15 protein-coding genes are annotated in these 26634 nt (G+C 71.8%); 6 read left to right on the top strand and 9 right to left on the bottom strand.

What is annotated here, in order from left to right; all coding sequences use genetic code 11:
• Positions 1-23: 23 nt before the first annotated feature.
• The 3 genes from ACQHII_RS00490 to ACQHII_RS00480 form a co-directional block, all read right to left on the bottom strand.
• Positions 24-1502, bottom strand: a complete 1479-nt coding sequence (locus tag ACQHII_RS00490) for a hypothetical protein (RefSeq protein WP_427917251.1) — start codon at positions 1500-1502, stop codon at positions 24-26.
• Between the two features lie 202 nt (positions 1503-1704).
• Positions 1705-2790, bottom strand: coding sequence for a dipeptidase (locus tag ACQHII_RS00485; RefSeq protein WP_427917250.1), 1086 nt, complete (start codon positions 2788-2790; stop codon positions 1705-1707).
• The gene (locus ACQHII_RS00480) at positions 2787-4100 is read right to left on the bottom strand and encodes an amidohydrolase family protein (RefSeq protein WP_427917249.1); all 1314 of its coding nucleotides are present in this window, start codon (positions 4098-4100) and stop codon (positions 2787-2789) included. Before ACQHII_RS00480 ends, ACQHII_RS00485 begins: the two co-directional genes overlap by 4 nt.
• A 130-nt stretch (positions 4101-4230) precedes the next feature.
• On the opposite strand from ACQHII_RS00480, the gene ACQHII_RS00475 reads away from it, so the two are divergent.
• The 5 genes from ACQHII_RS00475 (at position 4231) to ACQHII_RS00455 (ending at position 18876) form a co-directional block, all read left to right on the top strand.
• Positions 4231-4992 (top strand): IclR family transcriptional regulator, encoded by a 762-nt coding sequence (locus ACQHII_RS00475; protein ID WP_427917248.1) that lies wholly within the window; start codon positions 4231-4233, stop codon positions 4990-4992.
• Positions 4989-5945 carry an ornithine cyclodeaminase family protein gene (locus ACQHII_RS00470; protein WP_427917247.1) on the top strand — a complete coding sequence of 319 codons (957 nt, stop codon included), beginning with the start codon at positions 4989-4991 and terminating at the stop codon, positions 5943-5945. Before ACQHII_RS00475 ends, ACQHII_RS00470 begins: the two co-directional genes overlap by 4 nt.
• Before the next feature lie 412 nt (positions 5946-6357).
• Positions 6358-6849 (top strand): YbaB/EbfC family nucleoid-associated protein, encoded by a 492-nt coding sequence (locus ACQHII_RS00465; protein WP_427917246.1) that lies wholly within the window; start codon positions 6358-6360, stop codon positions 6847-6849.
• On the top strand, positions 6846-7181 hold the full coding sequence (locus tag ACQHII_RS00460; RefSeq protein ID WP_019071969.1) for a hypothetical protein: 336 nt from the start codon (positions 6846-6848) through the stop codon (positions 7179-7181). Before ACQHII_RS00465 ends, ACQHII_RS00460 begins: the two co-directional genes overlap by 4 nt.
• A 1-nt stretch (position 7182) precedes the next feature.
• A complete protein-coding gene (locus tag ACQHII_RS00455; protein WP_427917245.1) occupies positions 7183-18876 on the top strand; it encodes a hypothetical protein in 11694 nt (3897 codons plus the stop codon).
• Between the two features lie 95 nt (positions 18877-18971).
• Here the strand turns inward: ACQHII_RS00455 and ACQHII_RS00450 are convergent, their stop codons facing one another.
• From ACQHII_RS00450 to ACQHII_RS00430, 5 genes are all read right to left on the bottom strand, one after another.
• Positions 18972-19193: a hypothetical protein gene (locus tag ACQHII_RS00450; RefSeq protein WP_427917244.1), complete on the bottom strand. Its 222-nt coding sequence runs from the start codon at positions 19191-19193 to the stop codon at positions 18972-18974.
• A 53-nt stretch (positions 19194-19246) separates the two neighbouring features.
• Positions 19247-20104 (bottom strand): dioxygenase, encoded by an 858-nt coding sequence (locus tag ACQHII_RS00445; RefSeq protein WP_427917243.1) that lies wholly within the window; start codon positions 20102-20104, stop codon positions 19247-19249.
• 60 nt (positions 20105-20164) lie between these two features.
• Positions 20165-21007, bottom strand: a complete 843-nt coding sequence (locus ACQHII_RS00440) for a citryl-CoA lyase (protein WP_427917242.1) — start codon at positions 21005-21007, stop codon at positions 20165-20167.
• On the bottom strand, positions 21000-22190 hold the full coding sequence (locus ACQHII_RS00435) for a CaiB/BaiF CoA transferase family protein (RefSeq protein WP_427917241.1): 1191 nt from the start codon (positions 22188-22190) through the stop codon (positions 21000-21002). Before ACQHII_RS00435 ends, ACQHII_RS00440 begins: the two co-directional genes overlap by 8 nt.
• An 80-nt stretch (positions 22191-22270) precedes the next feature.
• Positions 22271-23092 carry an IclR family transcriptional regulator domain-containing protein gene (locus tag ACQHII_RS00430; protein WP_427917240.1) on the bottom strand — a complete coding sequence of 274 codons (822 nt, stop codon included), beginning with the start codon at positions 23090-23092 and terminating at the stop codon, positions 22271-22273.
• A gap of 271 nt (positions 23093-23363) precedes the next feature.
• On the opposite strand from ACQHII_RS00430, the gene ACQHII_RS00425 reads away from it, so the two are divergent.
• Entirely contained in the window at positions 23364-24812 is a 1449-nt protein-coding gene (locus ACQHII_RS00425) for an amidohydrolase family protein (protein ID WP_427917239.1), read from the top strand.
• Positions 24813-24973: 161 nt separating this feature from the next.
• On the opposite strand, the gene ACQHII_RS00420 is transcribed toward ACQHII_RS00425, so the two are convergent.
• On the bottom strand, positions 24974-26590 hold the full coding sequence (locus ACQHII_RS00420; protein WP_427917238.1) for a carboxylesterase/lipase family protein: 1617 nt from the start codon (positions 26588-26590) through the stop codon (positions 24974-24976).
• Positions 26591-26634 lie beyond the last annotated feature (44 nt).

The following is a 26634-nucleotide window of genomic DNA, read 5'->3' as shown; positions in this document are numbered from 1 at the left end:
GTGATCAAGCACTGTCGGCACCCTCACGACGCCTGGGACGCGCGCCGCCGACGCCGGAACAGGGTCACCAGAACCGCGACCACCACGGCCCCCGCGGCCCAGAGGACGGGGTTCCGGAAAGACAGGGCAGAGCCGCTGAACGGCAGGGCGGGCGACGCGTCGAGCGGGATGTCGGCGGTGTCGTTCCCAGGGGTGCGGTCGTAGGGGTTGTACGTCCGGATGGTGCCCCGCGCGCCGGGCACCTGTCGGTCGATGCGGATGCGGAACTCGATGGCAGTCGTACCCCCTTCGTGCCGTACCTCGCTGAAGCGGTCGGTACCGATGTCGCAGACGAATGCCCCGCCGGGCTTCTCGGGCCGCTCGCACGCCCACTTGCCACCCGAGTCCTCGAAGACGAACGGGATGGACGTGACGGTGGTTCCCTCCGGCGGGACCACCTCGAAGCCACCCTGCGCCTCGGCGTCGGTCAACCTGCCGGGTCCGTGGTCGCGCAGCCCGAGCCGTACCGTCACGGTGCGGCCCACCCGGCCGCGGACGGTCGCAGTCACCGGCTCGTAGTCGGCCTGCACGGTGGTCTCGGCGCTGACGCTGCCGCTCATGCCGGTGAGGCCGCGGTCGGCGGTCGTGGTCAGGGTCAAGGCGGCACCCGTGCCGCGTACGGAGAGACCAGCGGGCTTCTCCGGCTCGGACGACCAGGTGTAGGTCAGCGAGCCCGTCAGTCTGCCGGGAGCGGCGGTGTAGCCGATCGGGGAACTGGTGCGGTACGCGGTGCCCGGTGCGGCCTTCGTGGGGAACGTGCACCATGCCGAGGTGAACGCGGTGTCGAAGTAGCAGTTGTCGGGGCGCGAGGTCACCAGCAGGCCGTCCTGCACGGTGATGTGCAGGGCGACGCCCCGCTCAGCGGTGAACCTGCTGTGGTTGGCGAACCTGGGGGTCAGCGGCACGGACTTCCCCGGTGTCAGCCCCTTCACCGCCTCTTCCTCCTTGGGGGAGTGCAGCGTGGGACCGCCCACGGTCATGCGGGTGATGCCGGTTACCGGGGCCGCGTTGTCGGCCGTGGCGGTGTACGTCACTGTCCCGCTGTCGCCGGGCTCGACGCCGTTCTCACCGTGGAGGGTGAAGGGGGCGTTGGCCTCCCCGTCGCCGTTCTGCACGTCGCCGTACTCGCAGGTGAACACCGGGCCCTCGCCCGTGCAGTTCCCGTAGCCGCCCTTCCCCGCCCGGGCGACGCCCGCCAGCCCCGACGTGTCCACGACGACCTTGACGTTGCGGGCCGGGCCGCCGTCGCCGGGCGTGACGGCGACGGGCACGACGAAGTCGTCGTTCGTGGCCTCGGCGCCCTCGTCGGCGTTGTACATGTGGAAGGTCGACGGGGCCTGGAGCTGAAGGGCGACCTCGTGGGAGTCGTCGGCCGCCGCCGGCACCGAGGCGGTGGCGAGGAGGGCGGCGAGACCGGCCGCCAGGGCGGCCGGGCGTCTGACGGTCCGTATCCGTTGAGGCATGCGGACACTATGTCAGCGGGTGTCGACGGCGCTTGCCGCCGGGTTGAGGAGGCGGTCCGGTTCACGTCTCGATCAGGATCGAGCGGACGTCGACACTCCGGGAAGCGAAGAGCGCCGCAGCCGCGCGACCACCGAGCCGCCTTCCACGGTGGACTCGCCGGAATTGGCCGATGTCATACGGTCGCCGATGGCGAGCGGTCGGTCAGGACGTCCAGACGCGGTCGGCGTAGTCGAGGAAGTTGCGGCCGAGGATCTTCTCGATGCGTCCGGAGCGGTAGCCGCGCTTCTCAAGCAGGCGGATCAGATCGCGGAACTGATCGACACCGCGCAGGTCCACGACGAAGGGGTAGGTGTCGGCCCGTTCGCCCGCCGCGCCGACGCCGGCCGCCTGCCGGGCGGCGACGTGTTCGGCGAGCGTCGCGCGATACGCGTCGAGGTCGTCCACGGCCGTGACGCTGCCGTCGGTGCCGATGCCGACGTGGTCCTCGCCGCAGACGTCGACCGCGTGCACGATGTGGTCGACGACGTCGGCGGCGGTGGCGTGGCCGGTCGGGTTGAGGAAGGGCATGAAGTAGATGCCGACGAACCCGCCCCGGTCGGCGACCAGGCGGAGTTCCTCGTCCGTCTTGTTGCGCGGGAGGTCGGCCAGGGCACGGCAGCCTGTGTGGTTGATCGACACGGGCTGCCGGGAGTGCCGGGCCGCGGCCAGGCAGGTGTTCTCCCCGCTGTGGGAGAGGTCGACCATCAGGTGGTGGTCGTTGAGCGCCTCGACGACCTGGCGGCCGAACGGGGTCAGCCCCCGGTTGGCGGTGGCCATGGAGCCGTCGCCGAGGTGGTTGGCCTGGTTGTAGGTGAGCTGGACGACCCGTACGCCGGCCTGGGCGAACCCGGCGACGCGGCTGTCGACGAGCGCGGGGTCCTCGCCGACGGCGACGGCGTTCTGGAAGCCGTAGATGACACCGATCCGCCGCTCACGGTGGGCGCGCCGGATGTCGTCGGCCGTACGCACCTTGAGGAGGTCCGCCGGGTGAGCGTCGAGGATCCTGTCCCAGACCGCGATCTCGTCCAGCGTGTGCTCGTACGGCGGCAGGTCGCCCATGGTGTAGCCGAGGGTGATGTTGACGGCGGTCAGGCCGGAGGCGCGGGCTTCGGCGATCGCCCGGTCGTCGACGGCGAGTTGACCGCTGTCGGGGTTGAGCTGGGTGGCGGCGGCCCGGGCGGCGGGGGTGTTGGGGTTGTCGAGCTGCCCCAGCGCGTTGACGATCATCGGGTGGGCGGTGGTGGTCACTTGGCGTCCTTCTCGAAGTCGGCACGGTCGAAGCGGCGGCCGCGTTTCACGGTGAGGGTGATGGTGCGCAGGTTGGCGATGTCCCGGAGCGGGTCCTCGTCCAGGACGGCGAAGTTCGCGAGTTTTCCGGCTTCGACGCTGCCCATGTCCGCCTCGGTGCCGGCGGCCCGGGCGCCGACCAGGGTCGCCGAGCGAAGGACGTCCGCGGCCGGGATGCCGCAACGGTCGACGAGGAAGGCGAGTTCGCCGTAGAGGGCGGGGAACGGGTCGTCGGGGCCGGTCTCGAAGTCCGTGCCGGTGCAGACGCCGACTCCGGCGCGGTGGGCCTGGGCGGTGACCGCGGCGGCCAACTCCGTGTTGCGGCGGGCCCGTTCGGCGGACTCGGCGGTGTCGCCCCGGAGTTCGTCGCTGGTCCACATGGACGCGGTCGCGTCGAGGACGGTGCCGCGGCGGCGCATCTCGGCGAAGAGCGCGGCCAGTTGCGGGTCGTCGCCCGTGGCGAAACGGTCGTGGTCCACCGGGGGTTTGGTCTTGTAGCTGCTCAGCGGCTCGGTGGGGTTCTCGAAGGCGAGCAGGGTGACGTGGGAGACGCTGTCCACACCCGCGGCGACGACCTCGCCGGGTGCGGCCGGGAAGACGGCGGCGTGTGCCCAGACGGCGATGCCCTGGCGGTGCGCCTCGGCGGTGATCGCGGCGACGGTCGCGGCGTCCAGATCGGCGTAGACCTTGATCGCGGCGGCGTGGGTGCCACGGGCCAGGGCGACGGCGATGGTGAGGTCGGTGTCGGGGGTGACGGCCTGCATCCAGGGGACGGCGCCGGGCGTCGCGCCCCGGGAGACCTCGTGGGTGCGCGGGTCGTCGAAGAAGGAGGGTCCTGCCATGAGCGCCGCGTAGCGGATGTCGGGGCCGGGGATCTCGCCGACCAGGGTGGCCCGGGCGAGGTCGCCGATCTGCCGCAGGTCGTCGGCCATGTCACGGACGGTGGTGACCCCGCTGTGCACCAGGCGCCGGAGCACCGCCTCGGCGACGGGCCGGTCGGGCGGGGTGGCCAGGTGCTGGTGGGTGTCGATCAGGCCGGGGACCACGAATCTGCCGTCGAGTTCGACGCGGGGCGCGTCGGCGGCGAGCGGGGGCAACGGGTCGCCGTCGCCGACGACGGTGTGGATCCGGGCGCCGTCCGTGACGATCGAGGTGTCCGGCCGGGGCCGGTCGCCGGTGCCGTCGAAGAGGGTGGCGCCGCGGTAGACCGTCACGGTTCCGGCGGGCGGTGCGGCCCAGGGGGTCGGGGCACCCGGGGGCAGATCGGTCATGGTCACCTTCGGGACGAGAGGTCGTAGGTCGTCATGTTGTTACGCTCTATGTAACAACCGTTTCGTTCGATGAAAACGCAGATACTGTACTCCGTGACCGCACCACGGACGAGAGGGATGAACCGCTGCCATGCCCGACGCACCTCCTGCCCCGGCGCCGCCCAGGTCGGCCGTGGACAAGGCGCTCGACCTGGTCGAGGCCGTCTCGCGCGCACCGCACCCGGTGCGGCTGACCGAGCTGGCCGCCGAGGTGGGCCTGCACCGCGCCACCGCCTATCGGATCCTGCTGGACCTGGTTCGGCGGGGCTGGGTGCTGCGGGCCGGTGACCGTTATCTGCCCGGTGCCGCCGTGCTCCGGATGTCCGCCTCGGCCGCGGGCAACTCACTGACCGCGCTGGCCCGTCCGGTGCTGGAACGGCTGTCCGCCGCGACCTCGATGATGGTCAACCTCCAGGTACTGGAGGAGGGCGGCGCCAGGGTGATCGACGTGGTCAGACCCGAACGGCTGGCCATGATCAGCCACTTGCGGGGCGAGCTGCTGCCGGTGGGGCGGTTCGCCGGGCCGCTGGCCCTGGTCGCCGCGCTCGAACCGGACGCCAGGACAAGGTGGTTGGACGGGCTGGGCGACGAAGCCGTGCACGTGGCACGGGAGTTGACCGAGGTGGAACGGGCCGGTGTCGCCGTGGAGCGCGGTCGTAACGACAAGCTGGTGGCCTCCATCAGCAGGGCGGTGGTGCCCGACCCCGGTGCCCCGGTGTGCGCACTGACGGTCGTGGGGCCGGACGCCGAGTTCGACGGGCCGGAACTGGCCCTTGTGGAGCGGGAGTTGCGCGCGGCGGCGGACGAGCTGGGGACGGCCCTGACCGCCGGCGCGGCGCAGGTCGACCGGTGAGCGGCCTGCTGGTGCTGGACCGTCGGCAGACGGCCGCCGCGTTGCTGCCCGACGCTGTCCTCGACGCGGTGGGGCGGGCCCTGGTCTCCATCGCGCGCGACGAGGTCTCCGTCCCGCCGCGGATCGCCGCCCTGACCCCGACCGGTCTGCTCGGCGCGATGCCCGGCTACGTCCCCGGGCTCGGGCTGGCCGCCAAGCTGGTGACCGTGACCGCCGATCCACGGCATCCCGGACGCAGTTTCCACCGGGGGCTGGTGGCCCTGTTCGACGAACACGACGGGCGGCCGTTGGCGCTCGTGGACGGCGAGTCGCTGACCGAGGTCCGCACGGCGGCGGTCGCCACCCGGAGCGCGCTGGCCCTGGCCGTCCGCCCCGGTCTCGGCCGGGTGGCGGTCGTGGGGACGGGCGCCCAGGCTCGTGCCCAACTCGCTCTGCTTTCTGCCGTGTTGCCCGAGGCCGAAGTGACGGTGGCCGGCCGCGATCCGGAACGGGCCGGCGCGGCGGCCGCACTGCATCCCGGCGCGCGGGTCGCCGCAGGTGTCGAGGAGGCGGTGCGCGAGGCCGAGGTGGTGTTCTGCTGTACGGGCGCCACCATGCCCGTCGTCCGACGTGAATGGCTCGCTCCCGGCGTCCACGTGTCGTCGGTCGGCGGCTCCCAGGGGCCCGAACTGGACCCCGACACCGTCCGGGACGCGGCCCTGTTCGTCGAGTGGACCGGCGCGGCCACCGCGCCACCACCGGCGGGCGCCCATGAACTCCAGGACCTCGCCCCCGGCCGGCCGGTGACCCTCCTCGGGTCCGTCCTCGACGGCGGTCACCCGGGCCGGGGCGGTGACACCGACGCCCTCACCGTCTTCAAGTCCACCGGCCACGCCGCCCTCGACGTCGCGGCGGTCCGGGTGGCCTACGACGTGGCGCTCGAACGGGGCTGGGGAGTACGCGTGGACCTGTGAGGGACGGGGACCCCGCCCAAGGAACAGCAGGGCCGTCCTCCTCCCAGTGTCGGGCTGTTGCCGGGTCGCTCGCCGCGGCAGCACCGCCACTTCAAGTCGCCCTGGTGCAGGGGAAGTTAATCCGGATGCGGTCTTCATCCATTGCGCGTCATGTGCCGTTGGGGCGGACGTCAACCGGCCCGGCCATGATCGGGTGTCTGCGGGTCCGAGCCGCGCGCGTCCTGTCTCAGGGCGGGTGAAGCGGGCCCCGGGTGCGTACGGACGGGACCTCCGGTGCGCGCCGACGTGACTGCCGCCGGTACATGCCCGTGCCCCCGACGCGGGCCCCCGCCGGTACGGGCGGCCCGGCGTTCGCGTCGGTCCCCGCCGTGCTCACCTCCGGTGAGTTGAGTACGAGGAAGATGGAGGCCGCATGACCCAGGAGCCCGAGTCCGGCCCGGACGGTTACGCGGAACAGCTGGAGCGACGCTTGGCCCGGGCCAGAACCGAACTGGCGGCGGCCGAGCGGGACGCGGCACGAGCGGAAGCCGACATGGGCGACTTCTCCGCGGCCACGGTCTCCAAGGACGGCTCCGTCGAGGTCACCGTCGGACCCCGGGGCGAACTGAGCGACCTGCGGTTCCTGGGTGACAAGTTCCGGGCGATGTCGAGCGCGGAACTGGGCGCGGCGATCATCGAGGCGGTCGAAGCGGGCCGCGAGCAGGCACGGCGCGAGGCGGCCCGTCAGTTCCGGCCGCTCGACGCCCCCGGCCCGCAGGTGCCCGAACTCGCCGGACTCGACATCGACTGGGCCCGTTTCGTGGGCCCGCCCGCACCTGCCCGGAGCGGCTCCGTCAGGCCCGCCGCACGCACCCGGCTGCACGACGAGATCGCCGACGACGAAGAGGACGGAGGCACCCGATGACCGGCCCGTCCTACACATCGAGCCCCGAGGCCATCCTGGGCGGCACCCGCGTCATCAAGGACCTCGGCAGCTACGCCAACGACGTCGGCGCGTCGGCCCACGCCGCTCTGGCCGACGTCAGCTGGACCGGCGACGACAGCTACGGGAAGCAGCTGAGGAAGGAGTTCGTGCAGACCCGCGACTCCGTCCTCGCCACCATCGACGCCATCGCCGCTGGCATCTCGGCCGTGGGCGACGGCACGCTCGACAACCTCCGCGCGATCCGCAGCAACCAGGGCGGCATCATCGACGCCATCCACGAACAACAAGGGCGGACCGGGAGCCGACCGTAACGTGGCCATCGTTGTCTCGCCCAAGCTCAACTGGCTGTTCTTCATCCTCATCGGGGAAAAGTTCCTGGAGGCCAACGAGGACCACGCCTACGACACCAGCCGGTCCTTCGACCAACTCCACCAGCACATCGGCGCGCTCAAGTCACGGGCGCAACAAGCGGTATTGACCGTGGGGGAGGGGCTCCCCAAGGGAACCGCCGACCGGTTCATCGGGGCGATCAACGAAGTACTGCCCTATCTCGACCAGTTCGAGGCCGACCTGGACAAGGTGACCAAGAACCAGGTCAACATCGCCATGCAGATCCGCGAGGCGAAGTGGAACATCATCGCCGAACTGATCCGCCTGTTCATCGAGCTCGCGATCCTCGCGGTGATGTCCTTCTTCACCGGTGGCGCCAGCGCCAGCGAGGCGGCGGTGGCACGTGCCCGCAGCCGCGTGTTCATCCTGGAGGTCCTGCTCGAACTCTCGCGCCGCACACACCTGTTGCCGAGTTTCCTGGAGGCCGCCGAGGAGGCCTTCATGACGCTCGCGGTGCGGCTGGCCATGATGGTGGGCGCGCCCAAGGGGCAACGGCCGAAGTCGATCGACTGGGGCGACATCGGTCTCAGCGCCGCGTTCGGCGCCGTCGCGGGGTTCCTCGCGCCGATCCTCACCAAGACGATGAAGAACCTCACGAACAACGTCAAGAACATCGGTGACCTGGGGAAGAAGTTCGACGACATCAACGTGGGCGGGGCGAAGCCACCGAAGCTCAACGACACCGACCTGAACCTGACCGACAAGCCGAAGCCCGGTCCTACGCCGGGACCTGGCACCCATATCCCCAGTACGACCCCCACGGTCACCCCGCACGTGACGCCGACACCCCACGGCGATGAGAGCTTCTCCGCCAAGGTGCTCGACCAGAGTGGTGAGTTCGTCGCGGACGGTGCTTCGGAGACGCTGGCCGAGTCCCTCGTGATGGGCGCGTTCTTCGGTGACTTCACGCCGAGTTGGCAGACGTTCGTCGGGTCGGGTCTGAGCGAGCGGTTCGAGGCGGGAGCCGAGCACGCGGTCACCAACAGCGCAGACTGGCTGAAGAACCTGGGGAATCCGCCGACGATCTCCACAGCGGTCTCCGACACCGGCACCGACACCGGTGGTCAGAACCCCGGCTCGGGTAGGAGTGGCGGCGCCAGGTCCGGCACGGGAAGCGGTCCGAACACGCCTGTGGACGCGGATCCGAATACGGGCCAGGGCGCGGACACCGACATCCACGCCGAGACGGACACCAACACGTCGACGAAGGCTTCAACGCCGGTTGTTCCGCCAGTGGTTGGGGCATCGGTGCAACCCATCCCGCCGGCCATTCCGACCGTCGGCGGTGGCAGTGTCACTTCAGTGCCGCCCGTCGTGACGCACGGCGGCAACGGAAACGACAACGGCACCGAGCCCCCGCCGCAGACGAACGACTTGAACACCCCCGAGGTGGAGCCGGTCGGAGCAACTCGGGTCGACCCGCCCCCGACCCTGGACCAGGACCCTGTTGTCGAGCCGCATGCTACGGAGTTGCCGCCGCCCATGGTGACATCGGCTCCCGTGACGCCCGGTGTCGGGACCGCCGTTCCTCCTGCGGTCACCCACAACGGCGTCCCTGTCCAGGGGAGTTCGAGCAACGACTCGGGCAGTGGCAAGGGAAAGGCCGTGGCTCCACCGACAACGGACGCCACAGACCCAGACCCCGGCACCGTTGCCCACCCCGCCCCGGTCGTCAGCGCTGCCCACGACGCCCATGCCGACGCCGTACGGTCGTTGCAGAACGCTGTCGACACCGCCGACCGGCTCCGCGTGCGGGTCGAGACCGGTGAGGGAGCGAGCCACGACGCCACCGCGCTGCACGAAGCGGACGGCAGGGTGCGGCAGGCGCAGGCGGACCTCGCACGGACGGAGACGCGGCTGCGTGAACTGGGCGAGGTGCCGCGGTCCCACACCGACGCCGCCCTGGACCTCGGCTCCGACTCGTCGGCACCACCCTCCGCCGTCGTCCCCGTGGTGAACCGCTCCGACGCGCAACGGCACTGGATCGCCTCGCAGTTGACCGAGGCCGACCTGCCCGACGACTTCTCCGCCGGCGGGCTCCCGACCGGCGATGTCGACGTGGACGTAGCCGCCCTGTCCTCCACCGGAGCCGCCCTCACCGTCGAGCAGCAGACCCAGGCGGTCATGGGGAGCGGCAGACTGTCGCTGCTGGAGACCGGACTCACCCCCTTGCAGCAGGCCAAGGCGCTGATGCTGCAACCAGGTCCGTGGTCCGGGCACCTCGACACCGCCGCCGCCACGGCGAGCAGACGCTTGTGGGACGACGCGTTCTCGGACTTCGCGCTGAGCACGCCCGGGCCGACTCCGGACACCGCACGCCAGTCGTGGGACACCGCCACCGCGCTCGTGCTGCCCCTGGAACTGCACCCCGTGCTCGCGGACTCGCGGCACGCGATCGAGTCGTACCGAAGCGCCGTACGGCAGGTCGCCGACGTGCTGGCCGCGGGCGGGACGCGTGCGGAGGCGACCGCGCTCGCCGACCGTCTCCGCAAGGGCCTCGGGCTGCCGCAGCGGTTGCGCGGGGGTGCTCCCAAGCCCGAGGAGTCCTCCGACGTTCCGCAGCCCGTGGTCACCGTGAGCGGCGGGACACCCCTCGTCGCGACGACGTCCACCACGACCGGCTCGACGACCGACGCGACGACCACGATCACATCGGCACCGGTCGACGGGCTGGCCAAGTCCGCTGACGACAAGTCGACTTCGCTGCCTCCGCGTGACTCGGACGAACCCCCGGAGAAGCCCCGTCGGCCGCGCCCGCCCCGCAAGGGCGCCCCGCCGAACCGTCGTACCCCTCCGCTCGAACCCATCGACGAGGACACCGAGGCCAAGTTCACCGCACCGCCGGTCAAGAAGCCCGCCACGCCCGGGCCGACCTGGGTGGTGCACGACCTGGACTCCCGTCGGCCGCCGCGCGTCGACCTCGATCTGCCCCCGGCGCCGTACAGCGGCGGCGGCCCCGCGTCCTTCACCGACGGCGCCAAACTGCCCGTCTACATGGGCGGCATCGGCGAGTTGCTGCGCGGGCTGCCGCGCAACCTGCTGCGCCGCTCCTACACCCTCGGCCAGGGGGACCGCGTCCTGCGCGGCGCCGACCGCGTCGTCGAGCAGCTCGACCTCAACCTCCGGCAGCCGCCCGGTGTCCGCCCACGCCCCGCGCGTCCCGGCGGCAACCGCGCCGGCGACGGGCTCCTGGACGACGTGCGGCACGCTCTCGTCCACAACCCGAGCGGCTTCTTCGGCGACGGGCAGCAGTTCAACTACCGCACGGTGGACGGCAAGTCGCGGGTTCTCACGGTCACGGCCCGACCGTACGGGCAGTGGGAGAGGTTCACCTTCGGCTACGCCAACCCCGTGAAGATCGACACGATGCAGCGCAACACCGCGCTCACCGGCCGGGTCGCGGTCAACAGCACGTCGACCTCCCTCGCGCCCACCGCGCCGCTCGGACCGGTGAAGACGCTGTTCGCGCCGTGGGGGCGGGTCTTCGCGCAGTTCTCCTGGACCAAGCGGGTCGAGTACAACATGCAGAACCTCGTCGTGAACCAGAACGAGACCCGCACGACCGACGGCTCGCACGCCCATCTCGACGACGTCTGGTACGAGTTCAAGGTCACCGATCCGGCCGGACGCCCCGTGGACCGGACCGGCAAGGCGATCCGGTCCACGTCCGGCACACGTGCTCAGGTCGCCTTCGGCTTCGCCGTCAGGGACGGGCTGTTCGTGCGCATCGCCGACAGCCTCACCAAGCCCAAACCCCCGGCCGACCGGCTGCCGCCGCGGATGCGGCTCGACCGCGGTTCGAACTACCGCATGATGAACACGGAGAGCTTCGGCCCGGTCGCCCACATCCGGGACTGGGCGCTCCAGCAGATCGGCACCGACACCGACAGCATGGCCGGCAAGCAGATCAATTCGTTCTTCTCCACCGACGGGTTCCACCGCATGAGCCGGGTCATGGCGGCCGGGACGGTCACCTCGCCGCCGCTGTTCAAGGACGACGCGGGACGCGAACCGCTCGGTGTCTTCTCGGTCCGGGTCGAGCCCGGCGAGGCCGTCCTCATCAGCGAGACCACTGCCGCCGAACTCCGGGACATCTCCCAGACGACGGTCCGCAACGAGCGGACCACCGGCAGGTCCTCGGGCGTCGACGTCGGCGGTGCCCTCGGACCCGCCTTCCAGCTTCTCGGCATCGACCAGGGCAAGTTCGACCTGAGGATGCTGGCCGGCCTCAACTTCCGCTACGGCTCCTCCAGCAACCGCGCCTCCGTCACAGGCGGAACCGGCGCCGTGAAATCGGCCGGGCAGGCCAAGGGTGACCCCACGGGCCTCTACCTGGTCCAGAAGACCGTCACGGTCACGGCGCCGCCCGACACCAAGGCACCGCTGCCCGACCGCCAGCGTGACGAGGCGAGTTCGACACCCGGCAAGCTGCGCAAGAACCCCCCGCGGACCTGGAGCGAGACACCGCGCACCCAGACGTTCCAGACCTGGGCGGTGGAACGGCTCACCCGCACCGAGGCCCGCCGGCTCGCCGGGGAGGCGAGCCCCGCGCCCGGCACTCCGCCCAGGGTGCCGCCGTACCTCACCCAGGACTCGCCGCCCACCCTCGGCATGAGCAGGGTCGAGGAGTTCACGTTCGCCGACGGCTCCTACGTACGGAATGTCGACGGCGAGGACCGCACGTTCCTCGACCACTTCAGCGACCAGGTCCTCGAAGAGGTCGCGCGCGCCTACCCGGACCTCGTCGCGCCGCTGTCCGAACTCGACCCGGCCAATCCCCGCTGGCGGGGCGCCGACCACTTCCAGATGGTGGTCTCCAACACCCTGGAGGTGCTCAACACCCTCGCCTTCCACAGCATGGCGGGCAACCTGGAGACGATGATGACCTCGGGGCTGCGGATCTCCCTGGTCGACTCCCGCCGCGCCACCCGTGCCCAGCGTTACGTGTGGATCGACGCGGCCCTGACCGACCGGCGTTTCGAGGGCACGCAGAAGGATCTGCGGCTGCGGTTCAGCGCACCCGGCAGCGAGAACCTCGGCGGGCGGCAGAACAGCGCGCGCGGCGCGCACGTCGGCGCGGAAGGGCTGCTGTCGCTGCGGGACGCGGCGACCGACGAGGCGGGCGGCCCGCTGCACGCGGGCACCGGTTCGCTGGGCGTGCGCTGGGGCGGCCGTAGCGATTCGGAGAGCGGTTACGGGGCCGCCGCCACGCACGAGGCCATGTCGATCGGCACCAAGGGCACCCATCTGTACAGCTACGAGGTCACCCTCACCGCGCGGCGCGGCGGCTTCCGCCGATTCCGGGGGCTGCTGCGCGGTGTCCTCTTCCTCAACCTGCTGGGCACGCGGCCGTTCGTCTTCACCGAGCGGGAGAAGAACCTCATCGGCCCGGTCGGCTCAGGGCCTGACATCAGACGGCCCTCCGTCGGACGGGTGCTGCTCGGCGTGCCCGTCGAGCACACGCCCGTCCGCGACACCTCACGCCCGCACCACCCCCTGCACGGCGTGCCCCTCGTGAGTACCGCGCAGGCCGCGCGGGATCTGGCGCTCGCCAGGCGTGGCCTGTTCGAGCGGGCGGGCCGCCGGGAGCGGGAGGAGTACCGGCGCCACCCGTACCTGACCCTCGCGGTCGTCGCGGACCCCGCGCTCGGCCGGGCCGCAGAGGACGTCCTCAAGGAGTCGTCGGGCAACTCCTGGATGCTGACCCACCAGGGTGCCCCGGTCCACGACGCGGCGCTGCGGGTGTTCCAGAGCCAGTTCCTGACCGCGAACTTCGACCAGTCGTCCGCCCCGACCGGCTGGCGCGCCTCCGGGCTGTGGGCCAAGGCGCCCTACCTGGACCGCTCCTCCGTCCTCGCCCACCGCAGCCGCCTGCGCCCCGGAAGCCTCACCGCCGTGACGGGTGCCATCCCGATCGAGGCGGAGACGACCATCGGCGGCGCCACCCAGGCCTCGGGACGCCACACCAGCACCAGCACGCTGTTCTTCGGCGGCCAGCTCGTCTACCTCCACTCGCACGACACCGGCACCGGGACCACCGGCAACTCCGGCCTCGTCGCCAGCCCCTACCGTCTCGACAAGTCCCGCTTCAGGGCCGTCTCCCGGACCGCGCTCGCCGAGATCAACCGCAAGGACCAGGGCCGGCAGGTCCTCGTCACCGCCGACGTCGACCACGAGATCGCCGCCACCTCCACCCTCGTCGGTCAACGCGCCACGGGCGTACGGCGGTTGCCGCGCTGGCTGGCCGGCGCGTCCGGGCGGCGGGTCCTCGTCAACGACGGCTGGGTCGGGCACGTCCCGGAGAAGAGCGCCTACCGGATGGGACTGCTCCGGGACCGCTGGGGCGACGTACCGCTCTACACGCGGCGCCGGTGGTCGCCCCAACCCTGGCTCCTGGACAACCCGTTCGGCAGTTTCCCGCTCACCGCGCTCGACACCGCGTCCGTACTGGGCGACTTCGACCGGCAGTTGAGGCCGCTCGGACTGACGGGCAGCGACCGGGACACGGTGCACCGGCTGATGTCGGAACGCGTCGTGCGCGCCCTCGGCAAGGAGATGACCGGCGGCAGCTCCTCCGTGCCCGCCCGTGTGGGCCGTTGGGGCTCGTCCACCGCCAACCTGTGGGTCGGCAGCCGCAAGGTACGGGCGCGCGCCGAGCTGATCCCGGTGAAGGCGCCCGTCGACAGGACCGCACCGGACGGCAGCGGCTTCGGCGGCCTCGGGCACAGCGTGGAGTTCGAGGAGCACCGCAGCGCCGCGGAGACCACGCAGGAGGGCCGTGGCCGCGCCTCCGGCGCCAGCGTCGGTACCACCGTCGCCCAGGGCGCGCACACCGGAAACGACACCGTGCGGATGGCCGGACCGACGTACGCGGAGGTCGGCTCCACCCAGCAGACCGCCGCCCAGAACCAGTCCGAGGGCAGCGTGCGGATCGCCACCGCGACGACGACCCAGGCACACGCCGAGTACGTCACCCGCTATCGGATGCGGCTCACCCTGGAGGTCACCGACACCCGCGAACCGAAGACCGGCACCGGCGCCTCCGGCTGGGTGAAGCGGGCCGCGCACCGCACCTGGCGCGGGATCTCCGGCCGGCGCCTGCTGCGCATCAGCTCCGAGGGCGATGTCGGGGAACTCGTCGAGCACTACCCGCTCAGCCTCATGCGCCCCGACCCCGCCGACCCCGCCGCCGAACGGGACGACCCGCTGGCCCCGCCCACCCTCGACGCCCCCGGCCCCTCCCGGCGCGTCGCGCCGCCCGCGACGACCGGCCCCGGCGGCTGGCTCGACACGCTCCACCCCGACGACAGCATGAAGCCGTTCACCATGCCGCCGGACGGGTTCAAGGTCCGCCGGATCGTCGGCGTCGACCAGCTCCACACCGCCAACTCCCTTGTCCTGGCCTCCGCCTACGACACCTCCTTCCCGCTCACCGGCGCGGTCGACGACGACCTGATCGCCCGCGCCCAGGACACCCCGCTCACCCGCGCCGGCAGCGGGCCCGCCCAGAACCTGGAGGACGGCACGGGCAACGGTGCCCTCAGCGCCTTCTACGACCGCACCCTGGAGCCCGGCGGCTACGAGGTGGCCGGCCTGACCGAACGCGGCTTCTTCGGCGGCGCGGACGCCGACCTGCGGCTGTACTCCCGGCCGCAGTTCCGGCAGGCCCGGCTGCTCGCCGTCACCGACGGCATGAAGCACGAGGCACCCAAGCGCCATGTGCAGGGCGGTGGCGCGAGCGCCGGGCGCGTCGGGCAGGCCGAGTCGGCACTCGGCGGCGGTCCCGCCACGTCGACCGCCGCCACCGGCACCAACCAGATGGGCGCCTCGGGACCGGGCGACGTCGCGACCGAGTCCGACACCCTCGCCTCGGGCGGCGACCGCCTCGCGTCGGTGAACGTCAAGCCGAACACCACCCGCACGTTCCTGTTCGCCATCCCCACGACCTGGCTGAGCGTTGCCGCGGTCCACCACCACGTCAAGGACTCCGCGCCGGTACGGGCGATGCGCAGCCCGTTCGGCAACCCGCAGCGCGCCCCGCAGGCCCGGGAGACCGACACCACCGTCCTGGCCTGGGTCCGCGAGGACGTCGCCCGCGAACTGGGCCTCATCGGCGACGACGGATTCCCGCCGGCCGCGGCCAAGGCATGGGACGCGGTCACCAAGGCCGACAAGGAGTGGACGGCCGCCGACAAGAAGTACTGGGAGCTGCGCCGCGACGAGGGCCCGCGCCACGAGACCGCGCTCACGGACGCCGAGAACCTGCTGACCACCCTCACCGCCCGCGACCCCGAGACCCTGCCCCAGGTGATCGCCGCACGCGGCGAACTCGCCCGCCTGGAAGAGGAGAACGAGGGTGCGGAGCCCGCCCACGACGGCTGGGCGGAACTGCACGACACGCAACGCGACGCCGCGCACGACCGCGTGAAGGCTCTGCTGCGGGCGGCCGCCGCCGAGGTCACCGCGGCCCGTACGGCCCGCGACGCGGCGCGTGACCAACTGGACGACTTCACCGCGGAGTTGGGCGAGCGACGTGCCTTCGCGGAGGCGCTCGCCGACGAGTACGCGCGCGTCCGCGAAGCCGCCGACCGGCTGACCCGCTGGCACCAGCTCGCGGCCACACCCGCGGGGCGCGCCCAGCTCGGAGCCACTCCGGAACCGGACGAGGTCGTCTTCCGGGCGCCGGCGGCACCGGGCACCGTGAAGGGGCCGGTGACGGAGAAGAAGACCACTGAGACGACCGACAAGAAGGCGAGCGACAAGGACGCGGAGAAGAAGGAGGCCGAGAAGAAGGACGCGGAGAAGAAGGACGGTGGGATGCGGGGCGGCGCGGTGGGTGACGCCGAGCTGCGGCCCGCGTTCAGCCGCCCGCCGTGGGAGACGGGCGGTACCCCGGACCCGTCGCTGCGCCGGTTCGACGCGGCCCAGGACCACCGCACCCTGACCGCCACCGATCCCGACGGCCACAGCTGGGTCTACGACCTGCACGAACCGGACGGCGACGGCAACGGGTTCTTCACGGCGGTCCTCGGTGTCGCGGATCGCGGCGGGCCGACGGCGGTGTCGGAGACCCGGCGTGCCGGACTGGCCGGGCGTGTGGCCCGGAGCGTCGACATGCCCCGGGACGTGACGCTCGACCCGCACGCGGTGTTCCGTACGGCCGAACTGACCAGCAGACTCGGCGAGCACTTCCGGCGAGACCCCGCCCTGTCCGCCACCGTCGAGGAGAACGGCGGTCGGCTGCCCGACGCCCTGCTCACCGCACTCACCCCCGCCCAGCGGCAGAGTCTCGTACGGCTGCACGTGCAGCGGGCCCGCCGTTGGGACGACGCGACGGCGGACCTTGCGGCGGACCTGACGGCGCGTTCTCTCGGGGTGGACATCACGGTCGTGGGGGAGGACGGCAGTTACCGGTTCTTCCCGGGTTCCGATGACCCGACGGCAGGCCCTCTCCGGCAGGTGACCGTCTACCGGCGCGGTGACAGCTATCTGTCGGCTCGTCCTCGGTCCTCAACGCCGGTGCCGGCGCCGCACGTTCGGGGCGCGGAGCCGCCGGGGGGCAAGGACGACAAGGATGCCGACACCACGAAGGGCAAGGAGACTCAGAGCCAGGAGAAGGAGTCCAAGGACAAGCCCGACTCGGACGCACTGGTCAAGTCCGTCGGCGACAAGCAGCCGCCGCCCGCCCGGAGTGTCCTGGTGGAGGGCCGGCAGATGACCGTCCAGAACGTGCGTCCCGACGGCAACTGCCTGTTCACCGCCATCATCGCCGGCATCGGCGCCCAGCACCCCGGCCACACCGTGCGGGGCAGGGCCGTCGACACGATGACGGTCGCCGAGCTCCGCAACGACACCGCCGGCTGGTACGGGACGTCCGCCGCGGCCCACCAGCACGCCGCGCGGGACCCGTTGGACACGATCGTCCACGACAGGTACCCGGACCTGCGCAGCCTGCAGCCCCTGCTCACCCAGCTGGGCCTCCGCAGGCACTTGCCGCTGACCGCAGCGCAACAGGCGGGAATCCAGGCCCAGTTGCAGGCCGAGGGGCTGGAGAACGTCAAGGGGCCGGAGACGAACGCCCGACGGCGCGCGCTGACTGACCGGGTCTACGGGGACAACCTGCGCCAACTGGTCCTGAGCACCCTCCACGGCCCCGCCACGACAATGTCGCGCGCGCTGTGGCGGGAGATCCGCAGCCACCTGCCGACCGCCGTCCCCGCTACCCCGGCGCAGACCCTCACCCTGGGGGAGCGCGGGCTGGTCGACCGCGCGATCCGCTCGCCCGAACTGTGGCACACGCCCTTCTACGACGACGTACCCCTGCTTCTGACCCAGTCGCTGGGCATCGACCTCGTCGTCGTACAGCCCGACGGCCACGGCGGATCCGTCCTGCACCGCCTCTCCGAGGAGGCCGACGGGCCCACCGTGTACGTCGCCTACAACGGCATCGACCACTACGAGACGTTGCTGCCGACGGCGCCGCAGCTCCGTCCTGGCGGTGACCTCACCGCCGGTTTCGGGGACCCCGTGCTGCCGAAGCGGGTGAAGGACGAGGAGCGCGACGACGAGGGCGACGTACGGGCGAACCCGCTGTGGATCCCCCTGGAAGAGGTGGACCCCGACCTGCTGATCACCGGCAACCACGACGCGGTGTGGCTGTACACGGTGACCGATGACGGCCGTGTCCTGCTCGGCAGCGAGGCCCCTTCGCAGGTGATGGCGCAGGACCGGTTCGACGCGCTGCTCGCCGGCGTCCGCACCCGACGCCCCGAGGTGACTGCGCAGGCGCTGCGCGCGGAGATCGACGGCCTCGGGCACACCGGCATCGCCGCCGTGTTCGAGGAGGGCGGCCGTACGCGGCCCGGCGCGAGCCGGGTGTCGGGCGAATTCCGCTGGAGCGAGAGCCTGCGGACGTGGACCGTGAACGACAAGTCCGGCCGTTACATGAGCAAGGCGGTACGGCCGGACATCGACCCTACGGTCGCGGCCGGCTGGCTGGACAACGTCGCCGCACTCTTCACCGACCGTCTCGGTGTCCAAGTCGCGCCGGAGCAGGTGAAGTCGGGCGCGGTGAAGCCCCCCGAGCCGCAGACCGGAGACACCGAAATCCGGTCCGCTTCCGTGCCTCTGACACTGCGTCAACCCACAGGCGTGGGTGACTGGTTGCCGGCCGCGTTGGTCGACGCTCTGAGGACGACGGGGTCCGACCCGTTCGGACGGCCGGGACTCGGCGGTCTTCTCGGGGGACCGGACCCGTCCGACGCGCTGCACCGCTGGACCGAGTTCCGGCTGGCGGCTCCGGACGCCGCGGCGCGCGTGCCCCGCCTGGCCGCTGCAGACTGGGCGGGCCCGGCGCACATGACGGTGTCGCTCGACTACCTCGCCGCGGTGGGCGTGACCCCGACACCCGACCAGGCCGCCTTCGCGGCACTGACCGGCGCGCTCCCGCTCGGCGACCTCACCCTGACGCTCGCGCAGCGTTACCGGTTGCTGCGCCTCTGGGCGGATGGCGACGACCTTCTCACCGAGATCGCCGCGGGCACGGCCGCCCGCGACCTGGGAATCGTCCTGTCACTGGTCGCCGACGATGGGACGGTACGCCGCTTCGAGCCGTGAGGGCCGTCCTGACCCGTCGCGGGGAGCGTCGCGCGCTTCTCGGGTCTTGCCGCGCCCTCGACACGGCCGCCGCCTGCCGGGGCGGCGGCCGGTGGTCATGGCGGCTTTGAACTCGCCGTGACCGTGTACCGCTCGACGAGCCCGTGGGCGGCTGCGAACGCGGCGGCTGTCACCGGGACGGGACTGGTGATCGGCCACCGCCGCGCGTCCGTGGCGGGCACGTGCTCGGACCCGTCGCAGGCACAGACGTCCTGGACACTCGTCCAGCCGGCGGGGCTCGGCTCCGGGGACTTCTGGGTACGGTCGGTCAGTGCCACGATGCCGGTGGTCCGTCCCGCGGGTTGTGCTGCTCCTGTCCTGCGTCCGGGGGTCAGTGGGGTTGGAGGACGAAGTCGTACTCGGCGTGCAGGTACGGGACTTCGAGCGTGTCGCCGTCGGGTGCCGTGCCGGCCGGTTGTTCCGTGAACGGGATGATCAGCGCGTCCTTGGTGCCGAAGACGACGTCGGAGTCGAGATAGTCGCTGCCCGCCTGGAACAGATGGGTGATCAGTTTGCGGTGGCCCGGCTCGTCGATGAGGAAGTGGACGTGTGCGGGCCGGAAGTGGCTGATGTCCGTCTGGCGCATCAGGTCGCCGACTGGGCCGTCCATGGGAATGGCGTAGCCGTGCGGCGCGATGGTGCGGATGCAGTAGGTGCCGTCCGCGCGGGTGCGGTACTTGGCCCGCAGGCGTGCCTCGTCGATCTCGGGGATCTGGGCCTCGTAGGCGCCGTCCGCGTCGGCCTGCCACACGTCGAGCACGGCATCCGCGAGCGGCTTGCCCTCGGTGTCGGTCACCCTGCCGGTGAAGAACAGCGGTGTGCCCGGGATGCCGTCCGACATGTCGAAGCCGTGGGGCGCGGTCGGTGAGCCGTCGATGTGGAACGGACCGAGCACCGTGGCGGGGGTCGCCTCCGGCGTGAACTCGTTGTTCAACTGGACGACCAGCGTGCTCAGTCCGAGCACGTCGGAGGTGAGGATCAGTTCCTGCCGCTTGTCGTCGCTGATCCCGCCGGCCGCGGTCAGCCACTCGATCGCGGCCATCCACTCGTCCTCGGTGAGCCGCACCTCACGCGAGAAGGCGTGCAGATGACGGACCAGCGCGGTCATCAGCTCGCCCAGCCGCGGGGAGTGGGCGGTGGCCCACCGCTCGACGGCCAGCTCGGTGATGTTGTCCTCGTCGACGAACACGGTTGCGGCTCCTTGGTCTGCGTGCGGATGAATTCGGATGGTGGGACGGCGGGCGCGGGGTCAGTCCTCGCGCCGGTTCCTCGTGAGCGGGTCCGGGATGTACGGCTCCGGCGGTACCGGGGTGTTGTTGCGGTCGACGGACAGGAAGACGTCCTGCGCGACAGGATGGCGCAGTTCTTCGGCGAGTTGGCCGATCAGTCCGGCCGTACGGGCCAACAGCGCGAAGCCGCGCAGCAGTTGGAGGGGGAGGCCGAGGTCGGCGAGGGCGGCGCCGCACACCCCCGCGCCGTTGAGGGGGAGCGTGCGGTGCAGCACCTTCGGATGTACCCGGCCGATGGCGGCGAACAGGCTCAGGTGCGGGCCGAAGACACCCTCCTCCTGAGCGATGTGGATCAGTCTCGGCGTCCGGGGGTCGCCCTCCTTGTGCACGTGGTGACCGAGGCCGGGGACGAACTCCCCGTCCGCGCGCCGCTGTTCGACCGTGCGCAGCGCGAGAGCGTCCCAGCCGGCCTCGTCGGTGGGCAGGTCCCCGTCGAGAGAGGCCAGTACGTCGTGGAGGAAGCGGCCGGTGTCCTCGGTGACGCCGAGGAAGCGGGAGCCGCCGCCGAGGAGTCCGGCGGCGAGCGCGCCCTGGACCGAGTCCGGGGCGGAGAGGTAGGTCAGGCGGGTGACGATGGCCGTGGGGGTGAAGCCGTGGTCGGCCAGGGCCGCGAGCACGGCCTCGAAGACACGGGTCTCGCCGGATGTGGGCCGCCGCTGGGTGGCGAGCCAGAACGCGAGTTCGCCGAAGCCGACCTGGCCCATGATGTCCTCGGCGAGGTCGTGCCCGAGGAGGGTGATGGTCCTCAGGTCGGAGGCGCCGAGGGCGGTGGGGTAGGCGGGGCGCGGTGTCGGCTCAGACACGGTCGGCCTCCTCGGGTGCGGACAGCCAGGTGCGCAACTCGGCGCCGTGTTCGTCGAGTTGGGGCGGCGGCAGGCGGTAGGTGGCGGGGGTGGCGGAGAAGCGGATCGGGTGCCGTGTGGTGGGCACCGCGCGGTCGCCCTCGCCCACGGTGACGACCGGGTCGAGTCCGAAGCGGTCGGCCATGGCGAAGCCGCCGTCGATGGTGTTGATCGGTCCGCTCGGCACACCGGCCTCCACCAGTGCCTCGAACCACTCGGTGGCCCCGCGCGTCTTCAGCCTCTCGGCCAGCAACGGCCGCAGCAGGTCCCGGTGTTCGGTGCGGTCGGCGTTGCGCGCGAACCGCGGGTCGTCGGCCACCTCCGGTATGCCGAGGACCTCGCACAGCTTGCGGAACTGCCCGTCGTTGGCGGCCGTCACGATGAGGTCGTTGTCGGCGGTGGGCAGCGGTTCGTAGGGGAAGACGCTGGGGTGGGCGTTGCCCATCCGGTACGGCACGGTGTCGCCGGCGACGTAGGCGGAGCTGTGGTTGACCAGTCCGGTCAGGGCCGAGGACAGCAGGTTCACCTCGACGAGCTGGCCGTTCCCGGTGGCGTCGCGGTGGCGCAGCGCGGCGAGGATGCCGATCGTGGCGTGGTTGCCGGCCATCACGTCGAACACGGAGATCCCGGCCCGGTACGGCGGCCCGTCGGGGTCGCCGGTCAGGCTCATCAGCCCCGAGATGGCCTGCACCATGAGGTCGTAGCCGGGGACGTGCCGGCCCGCTCCGGCGCCGAAGCCGGTGATCGACGTGTAGATCAGCCCGGGGTTGTCCTGCCGGACGGAGTCGTAGTCCAGTCCGTACTTCGCCATGCCGCCGGGCTTGAGGTTCTCGATCAGGACGTCCGCGCGGCGGGCGAGGTTCCGGGCGACGGCGGCGTCCTTCTCGTCCCGCAGGTCGAGGGCGATCGAACGCTTCCCCCGGTTGATCCCGAGGTAGTAGGTCGAGACCTCGTCGCGCGTCGGCGGCATCCAGGAGCGGGTGTCGTCACCGCCCGGTCCTTCGACCTTGACGACGTCGGCCCCCAGGTCGGCGAGCAGCATCGTGGCGTACGGCCCGGCAAGGATCCGTGAGAAGTCCGCGACCAGCACCCCGGAGAGCGGGCCCGCGGTGCCCGGCGGAGTGGGCTTGGCGCTCTGCGACATGAACCTTGCCTTTCTGTCCGTACACCGGACAGTCGTCCGGACAGTGATTCTCTGCCCCGGACGCCGGAGGCGTCAAGACATCACAGTCGCGCCGGACGGGCGGACGGCCGGACCGTGTGAGGCGCGGACTCCAGCCGGGCGAAGTCCAGGCTGATCTCGCCGGCGGCCTGGAGGAGGAGCGGCAGATAGTCGTCGAGCAGCACCTTCATGGAGGTCTCGGCGGCGTGCGCGTTCACGTTGACGCTCGCGACGACGCGGCCCGAGCCGTCCCGCAGCGGGGCGGCCACCGAGCGGATGCCCCGGGCCAGTTGCTCGTCGGTCACCGCCCAGCCCCGCGCACGCACCTCCCGCAGCTCCGCTTCCCATTCGGCCCGGCCGGGGTGCCACACCGACTCCAGGCCCGAGCGGGTGGGCTCGGCGATGACCCGGGCCGCCTCGTCGGTCGGCAGCGCGGCCAGCAGGACCTTGCCCAGCGAGGTGGGCAGGGCGGGGAAGCGGGTGCCGATCTGCACGGCGAGGGTCACGATCTTGGGCACGGAGACCCGGGCGACGTAGACGATGTCCGAGCCGTCGAGCTGGGCGATGGAGCAGGACTCGTTCGTGCGCTCCACCAGCCACTCCAGGTGCGGGCGGGCCACGTCCCACAGTCCCGTCGAGCGGACGTAGGCGACGCCGAGGTCCAGGACGCGCGGGGTCAGCACGAAACCGCCGGCCTGCTGGCGCACGTAGCCCAGTTCGGTCAGGGTGAGCAGGATCCGGCGTGCGGTCGGCCTGGCCAGCCCGGTCGCACTCGCCACGTCGGACAGCGACATCACCGGCTGCCGGGGGCGGAAGGCGGTGATGACCTCCAGGCCCCGGGCCAGCGCCTCGATGAAATCGGGTCCGGTTCCTTCGCGCGGCATGGTGGCTCCTCTGGTCGCCGTCGGCTTCGCTCCCGGGTGTCCGCCGTACGGACACCTGTCGAGGGCACTGTACGCAGCAGAACAGGCCTCCGTCGCGACGACTCGGACGCGACGGCTCGGGACCGACCGCAGAGCGGACGGCAGAGGACATTACCGGGAGGAATTCGGAAACCGCGGAGTATTGACACCGGACAGCACCCTGACGACGATCGGTCAGCAACCGAGAGCCGCCATACGGACAGTCGTCCGATGTCGAGTGGGAGATTCAGTGATGAGCCAGTCCACCCCATTCCAGGCGGGGCGACCCGTCGTCCTGCGCGGCGGCACCGTCCTGCCCATGGACCGCACACGGCGGGTGCTGAGCGACACGGACGTGCTCGTGACGGGCGACAGGATCGCCGCGGTCGGCCCGCGGCTCGCCGTGCCGGAGGGGACCGCCGAGATCGACGCGTCCGACGGCATCGTGATGCCCGGCATGATCGACACGCACCGGCACATGTGGCAGACGGCGATGCGCGGCTACGGCGCCGACTGGACCCTGACCCAGTACTTCGTCTGGTACTACCTCGAACACGGCACCGCCTTCCGGCCCGAGGACGTGCACGCCGGCAACCTCCTGGCCGCCGTCGAGGCGCTGGACGCCGGGGTGACCACGGTCGTCGACTGGTCGCACGGGCTCCAGACCGTCGACCACGCGGACGCGGCGGTGGACGCGCTGCGGGCCGTGCCCGGCCGGTTCGTCCTCGCCTACGGCAACATCCAGCAGGCTCCCGCGGAATGGACCGCGGCACCGCAGTTCCGCGACTTCGTGCGCCGCCGTATCACCGGCGACGACATGCTCGGCTTCCAGATCGCCTTCGACGTCACCGGCGATCCGGCCTTCCCCGAGAAGCCCGCCTTCGAGGTCGCGCGTGACCTGGGCGTCGCCGTCACCACCCACGCCGGAGTCTGGGGCGCAACCAACGACGACGGCATCCGGCTCATGCACGAGCACGGCTTCATGACCCCCGAGACGGTCTACGTCCACGCCTCCACCCTGTCGGCCGACTCCTACCACCGCATCGCGGCCACGGGCGGCTCGGTCTCCGTGTCCACGGAGAGCGAGCAGAGCGCCGGACAGGGCTATCCCACGACCTGGGCCGTCCGCTCCCACGACATCCCCGTCTCCCTCTCGATGGACACGAGCGTGTGGTGGAGCGGAGACCTGTTCTCCGCCATGCGCACGACCCTCGGCGCCGACCGCGCCCGCGAGCACCTGGAGGCCCACGCCCAGGGGGAGACCGTCACCCACAGCGCGCTGCGCGCCGACCAGGTGGTGGAGTGGGCAACACGCGGCGGCGCCAGGGCACTTGGCCGCGAACACGACCTGGGCAGCATCGAGGAGGGCAAGAAGGCCGACCTCGTCCTGCTGAAGAACGACCACTCACCGGTCTCGTTCCCGCTGCTCAATCCGTACGGCCACGTGGCCTTCCAGGCCCAGCGCGGCGACGTCCACACCGTCATCGTCGACGGCCGGGTGGTCAAGCACGAGCACCGTCTCCTCGGCACCGACCTGGCCGCGGTGCGACGCACCGTCGAGCAGACCGTGGACCATCTGCGCTCGACGATGGGGGAGGAGGCCTGGGCGAAGGGCATGAACCCGGACGTCCCCGAGACCAAGGTCCTCGACAACCCCTACACGTACACCGACTACCGCAGCACCTCGACGCACGGCCGCTGAGGGGGCGCGGGGTTCTGCCTCGGCGGGACGGAGGTCGCGGCCGTGGGATCGACGCAGCCCGCAGCCCGCAGCCCGCAGGCCCGGCCCCGGTGCGGGCCGACACCCTCCTCCGCCTCTCCTCGGTCACCAGGCCCGTGACCGTGTCCGGCCGTGTCGCGTCCTCAGGAGCTGTGGGTGACCGCCATGGTGTCCCAGAGCGAGCACTGGTGTTCCGCGGAGTACTGGGCGTCGTCGATCAGAACACTCCTGCCCCCGGCCCGCAGCGACAGCGTCAACCCCTTGCCGGTGTGGTAGGCGGGCCAAGCGTCCTGTCGGACGACATGCGGTCGGCCGGTCCTCGTGAAGGCGCCCCAGTGCTGCGTCATCTCGCGGGAGAGCCGGCGCTCGGCGGCGTTGAACAGAGGGGCGATCGGGGTGCCGTTGTCGAAGCTGGGCCAGATGTAGGCGAGTTCCGCGGCGTGGCCGGCTCCCCACACGTAACCGGGGATCTGCGTCAGGCCGGGCCCTGTCCGATGGTCGAACTCGTACGCGTAGGTGGGGGTGTAGCGCTCGAAGGTCCGGACGAGCGAGCGCTGCCCGCACCCGCCGATCCCAGCGATCAGCCCCGAGTCGGTCATGATCGCGCCGACGAGGTACGCCGCGGTGTACGCGTCGGAGGTCTCGGGCCAGGGGTAGCGGGCGAGGATCTCGTCCGCGCGGTCCCCGGCGACGCCCTGGACGAAGGCGAGGTAGGCCTCCTTGCCCGCCCCTATGTAGCCCTGGGCGAAGGTGCGCCCCTCGTCACGGTTGGCGCCGACGAGCACGGGCACCCGGGTGAAGTGCCCGCTGTCCACCGCCTGGCGAACGTTGACCGGGAACGTAGGGGTCCCGTTCACGAAACCGGACGAGAAGGTCCGGCTCGCGTCGAGGAGCGCGCCCGCCGAGGCCGACCGCAGACAGTCGAGGACGGCTGCCCGGTCGGTGCTGTCGCAGCCCGCCTGCCGGGCGAACGCCGTTCCGGCGGTCTCGGCCTGAGCCTCGGGCACGCTGGGGCAGGAGCCGCTCTGGATCACGGCCCGGGTGAACAGACCGCGCGAGCCGGGCGACACCAGATGCCCGCAGACGGACCAGCCGCCCGCGGACTCGCCGTCGATGGTGACCGCGGCGGGGTTGCCGCCGAAGGCCGCGATGTTGCGCTGCACCCAGCGCAGCGCGGCCTGCTGGTCCATGAAGCCGTAGTTGCCGGACTCGCCGCCCTCCTCGGTGAGGGCGGGCAGCCCGAGGAAACCGAAGACGCCGAGCCGGTAGTTGAGCGAGACGCCGATGACACCCGTCTCCCGTACCAGCTTCGACTCGTCGTTCTGTGCGCCGCTGCCGTTGGTCAGGCCACCGCCGTGGATGAACACGTGCACGGGAAGACGGGCGCCGGCCCGCACTCCCGCCGGCCGCCACACGTTGATGTCGAGACAGTCCTCGGTCTCGCTGCGCGGGCCGTTGCCGCTGGGCAGTACGGGACAGGGGTTGCCGAAGGCGGTGGCCTCCCGGACGCCGGTCCAGCGCGCCGCGGGCCGCGGCGGAGTCCAGCGCAGGGAACCGGTGGGGGCCGCCGCGTAGGGGATGCCGACGAACCGCTCGACGCCCTGGGAGACGGCACCGCGCACGGCGCCCTTGTCGGTGGGCACCACGGTCGCCGCACTCGCGGACGCGGCCACGGACGGCGTCGCGGACAGCAGCCCGACGGCGGCTATGGACAGGATCAGCGCGCCACCCAGGGCGGTACGCGTTCTGCTGGCAGTCATGGAGACCTCTCGGGTGGGATGTCGGCCGCGGCACCGCGGCCGGC

This window comes from Streptomyces sp. cg40 (assembly GCF_050320165.1).
Taxonomy (GTDB): domain Bacteria; phylum Actinomycetota; class Actinomycetes; order Streptomycetales; family Streptomycetaceae; genus Streptomyces; species Streptomyces hokutonensis.
The sequence above is the reverse complement of the archived record's forward strand: the minus strand, read 5'-3'. Positions and strand labels throughout refer to the sequence as shown.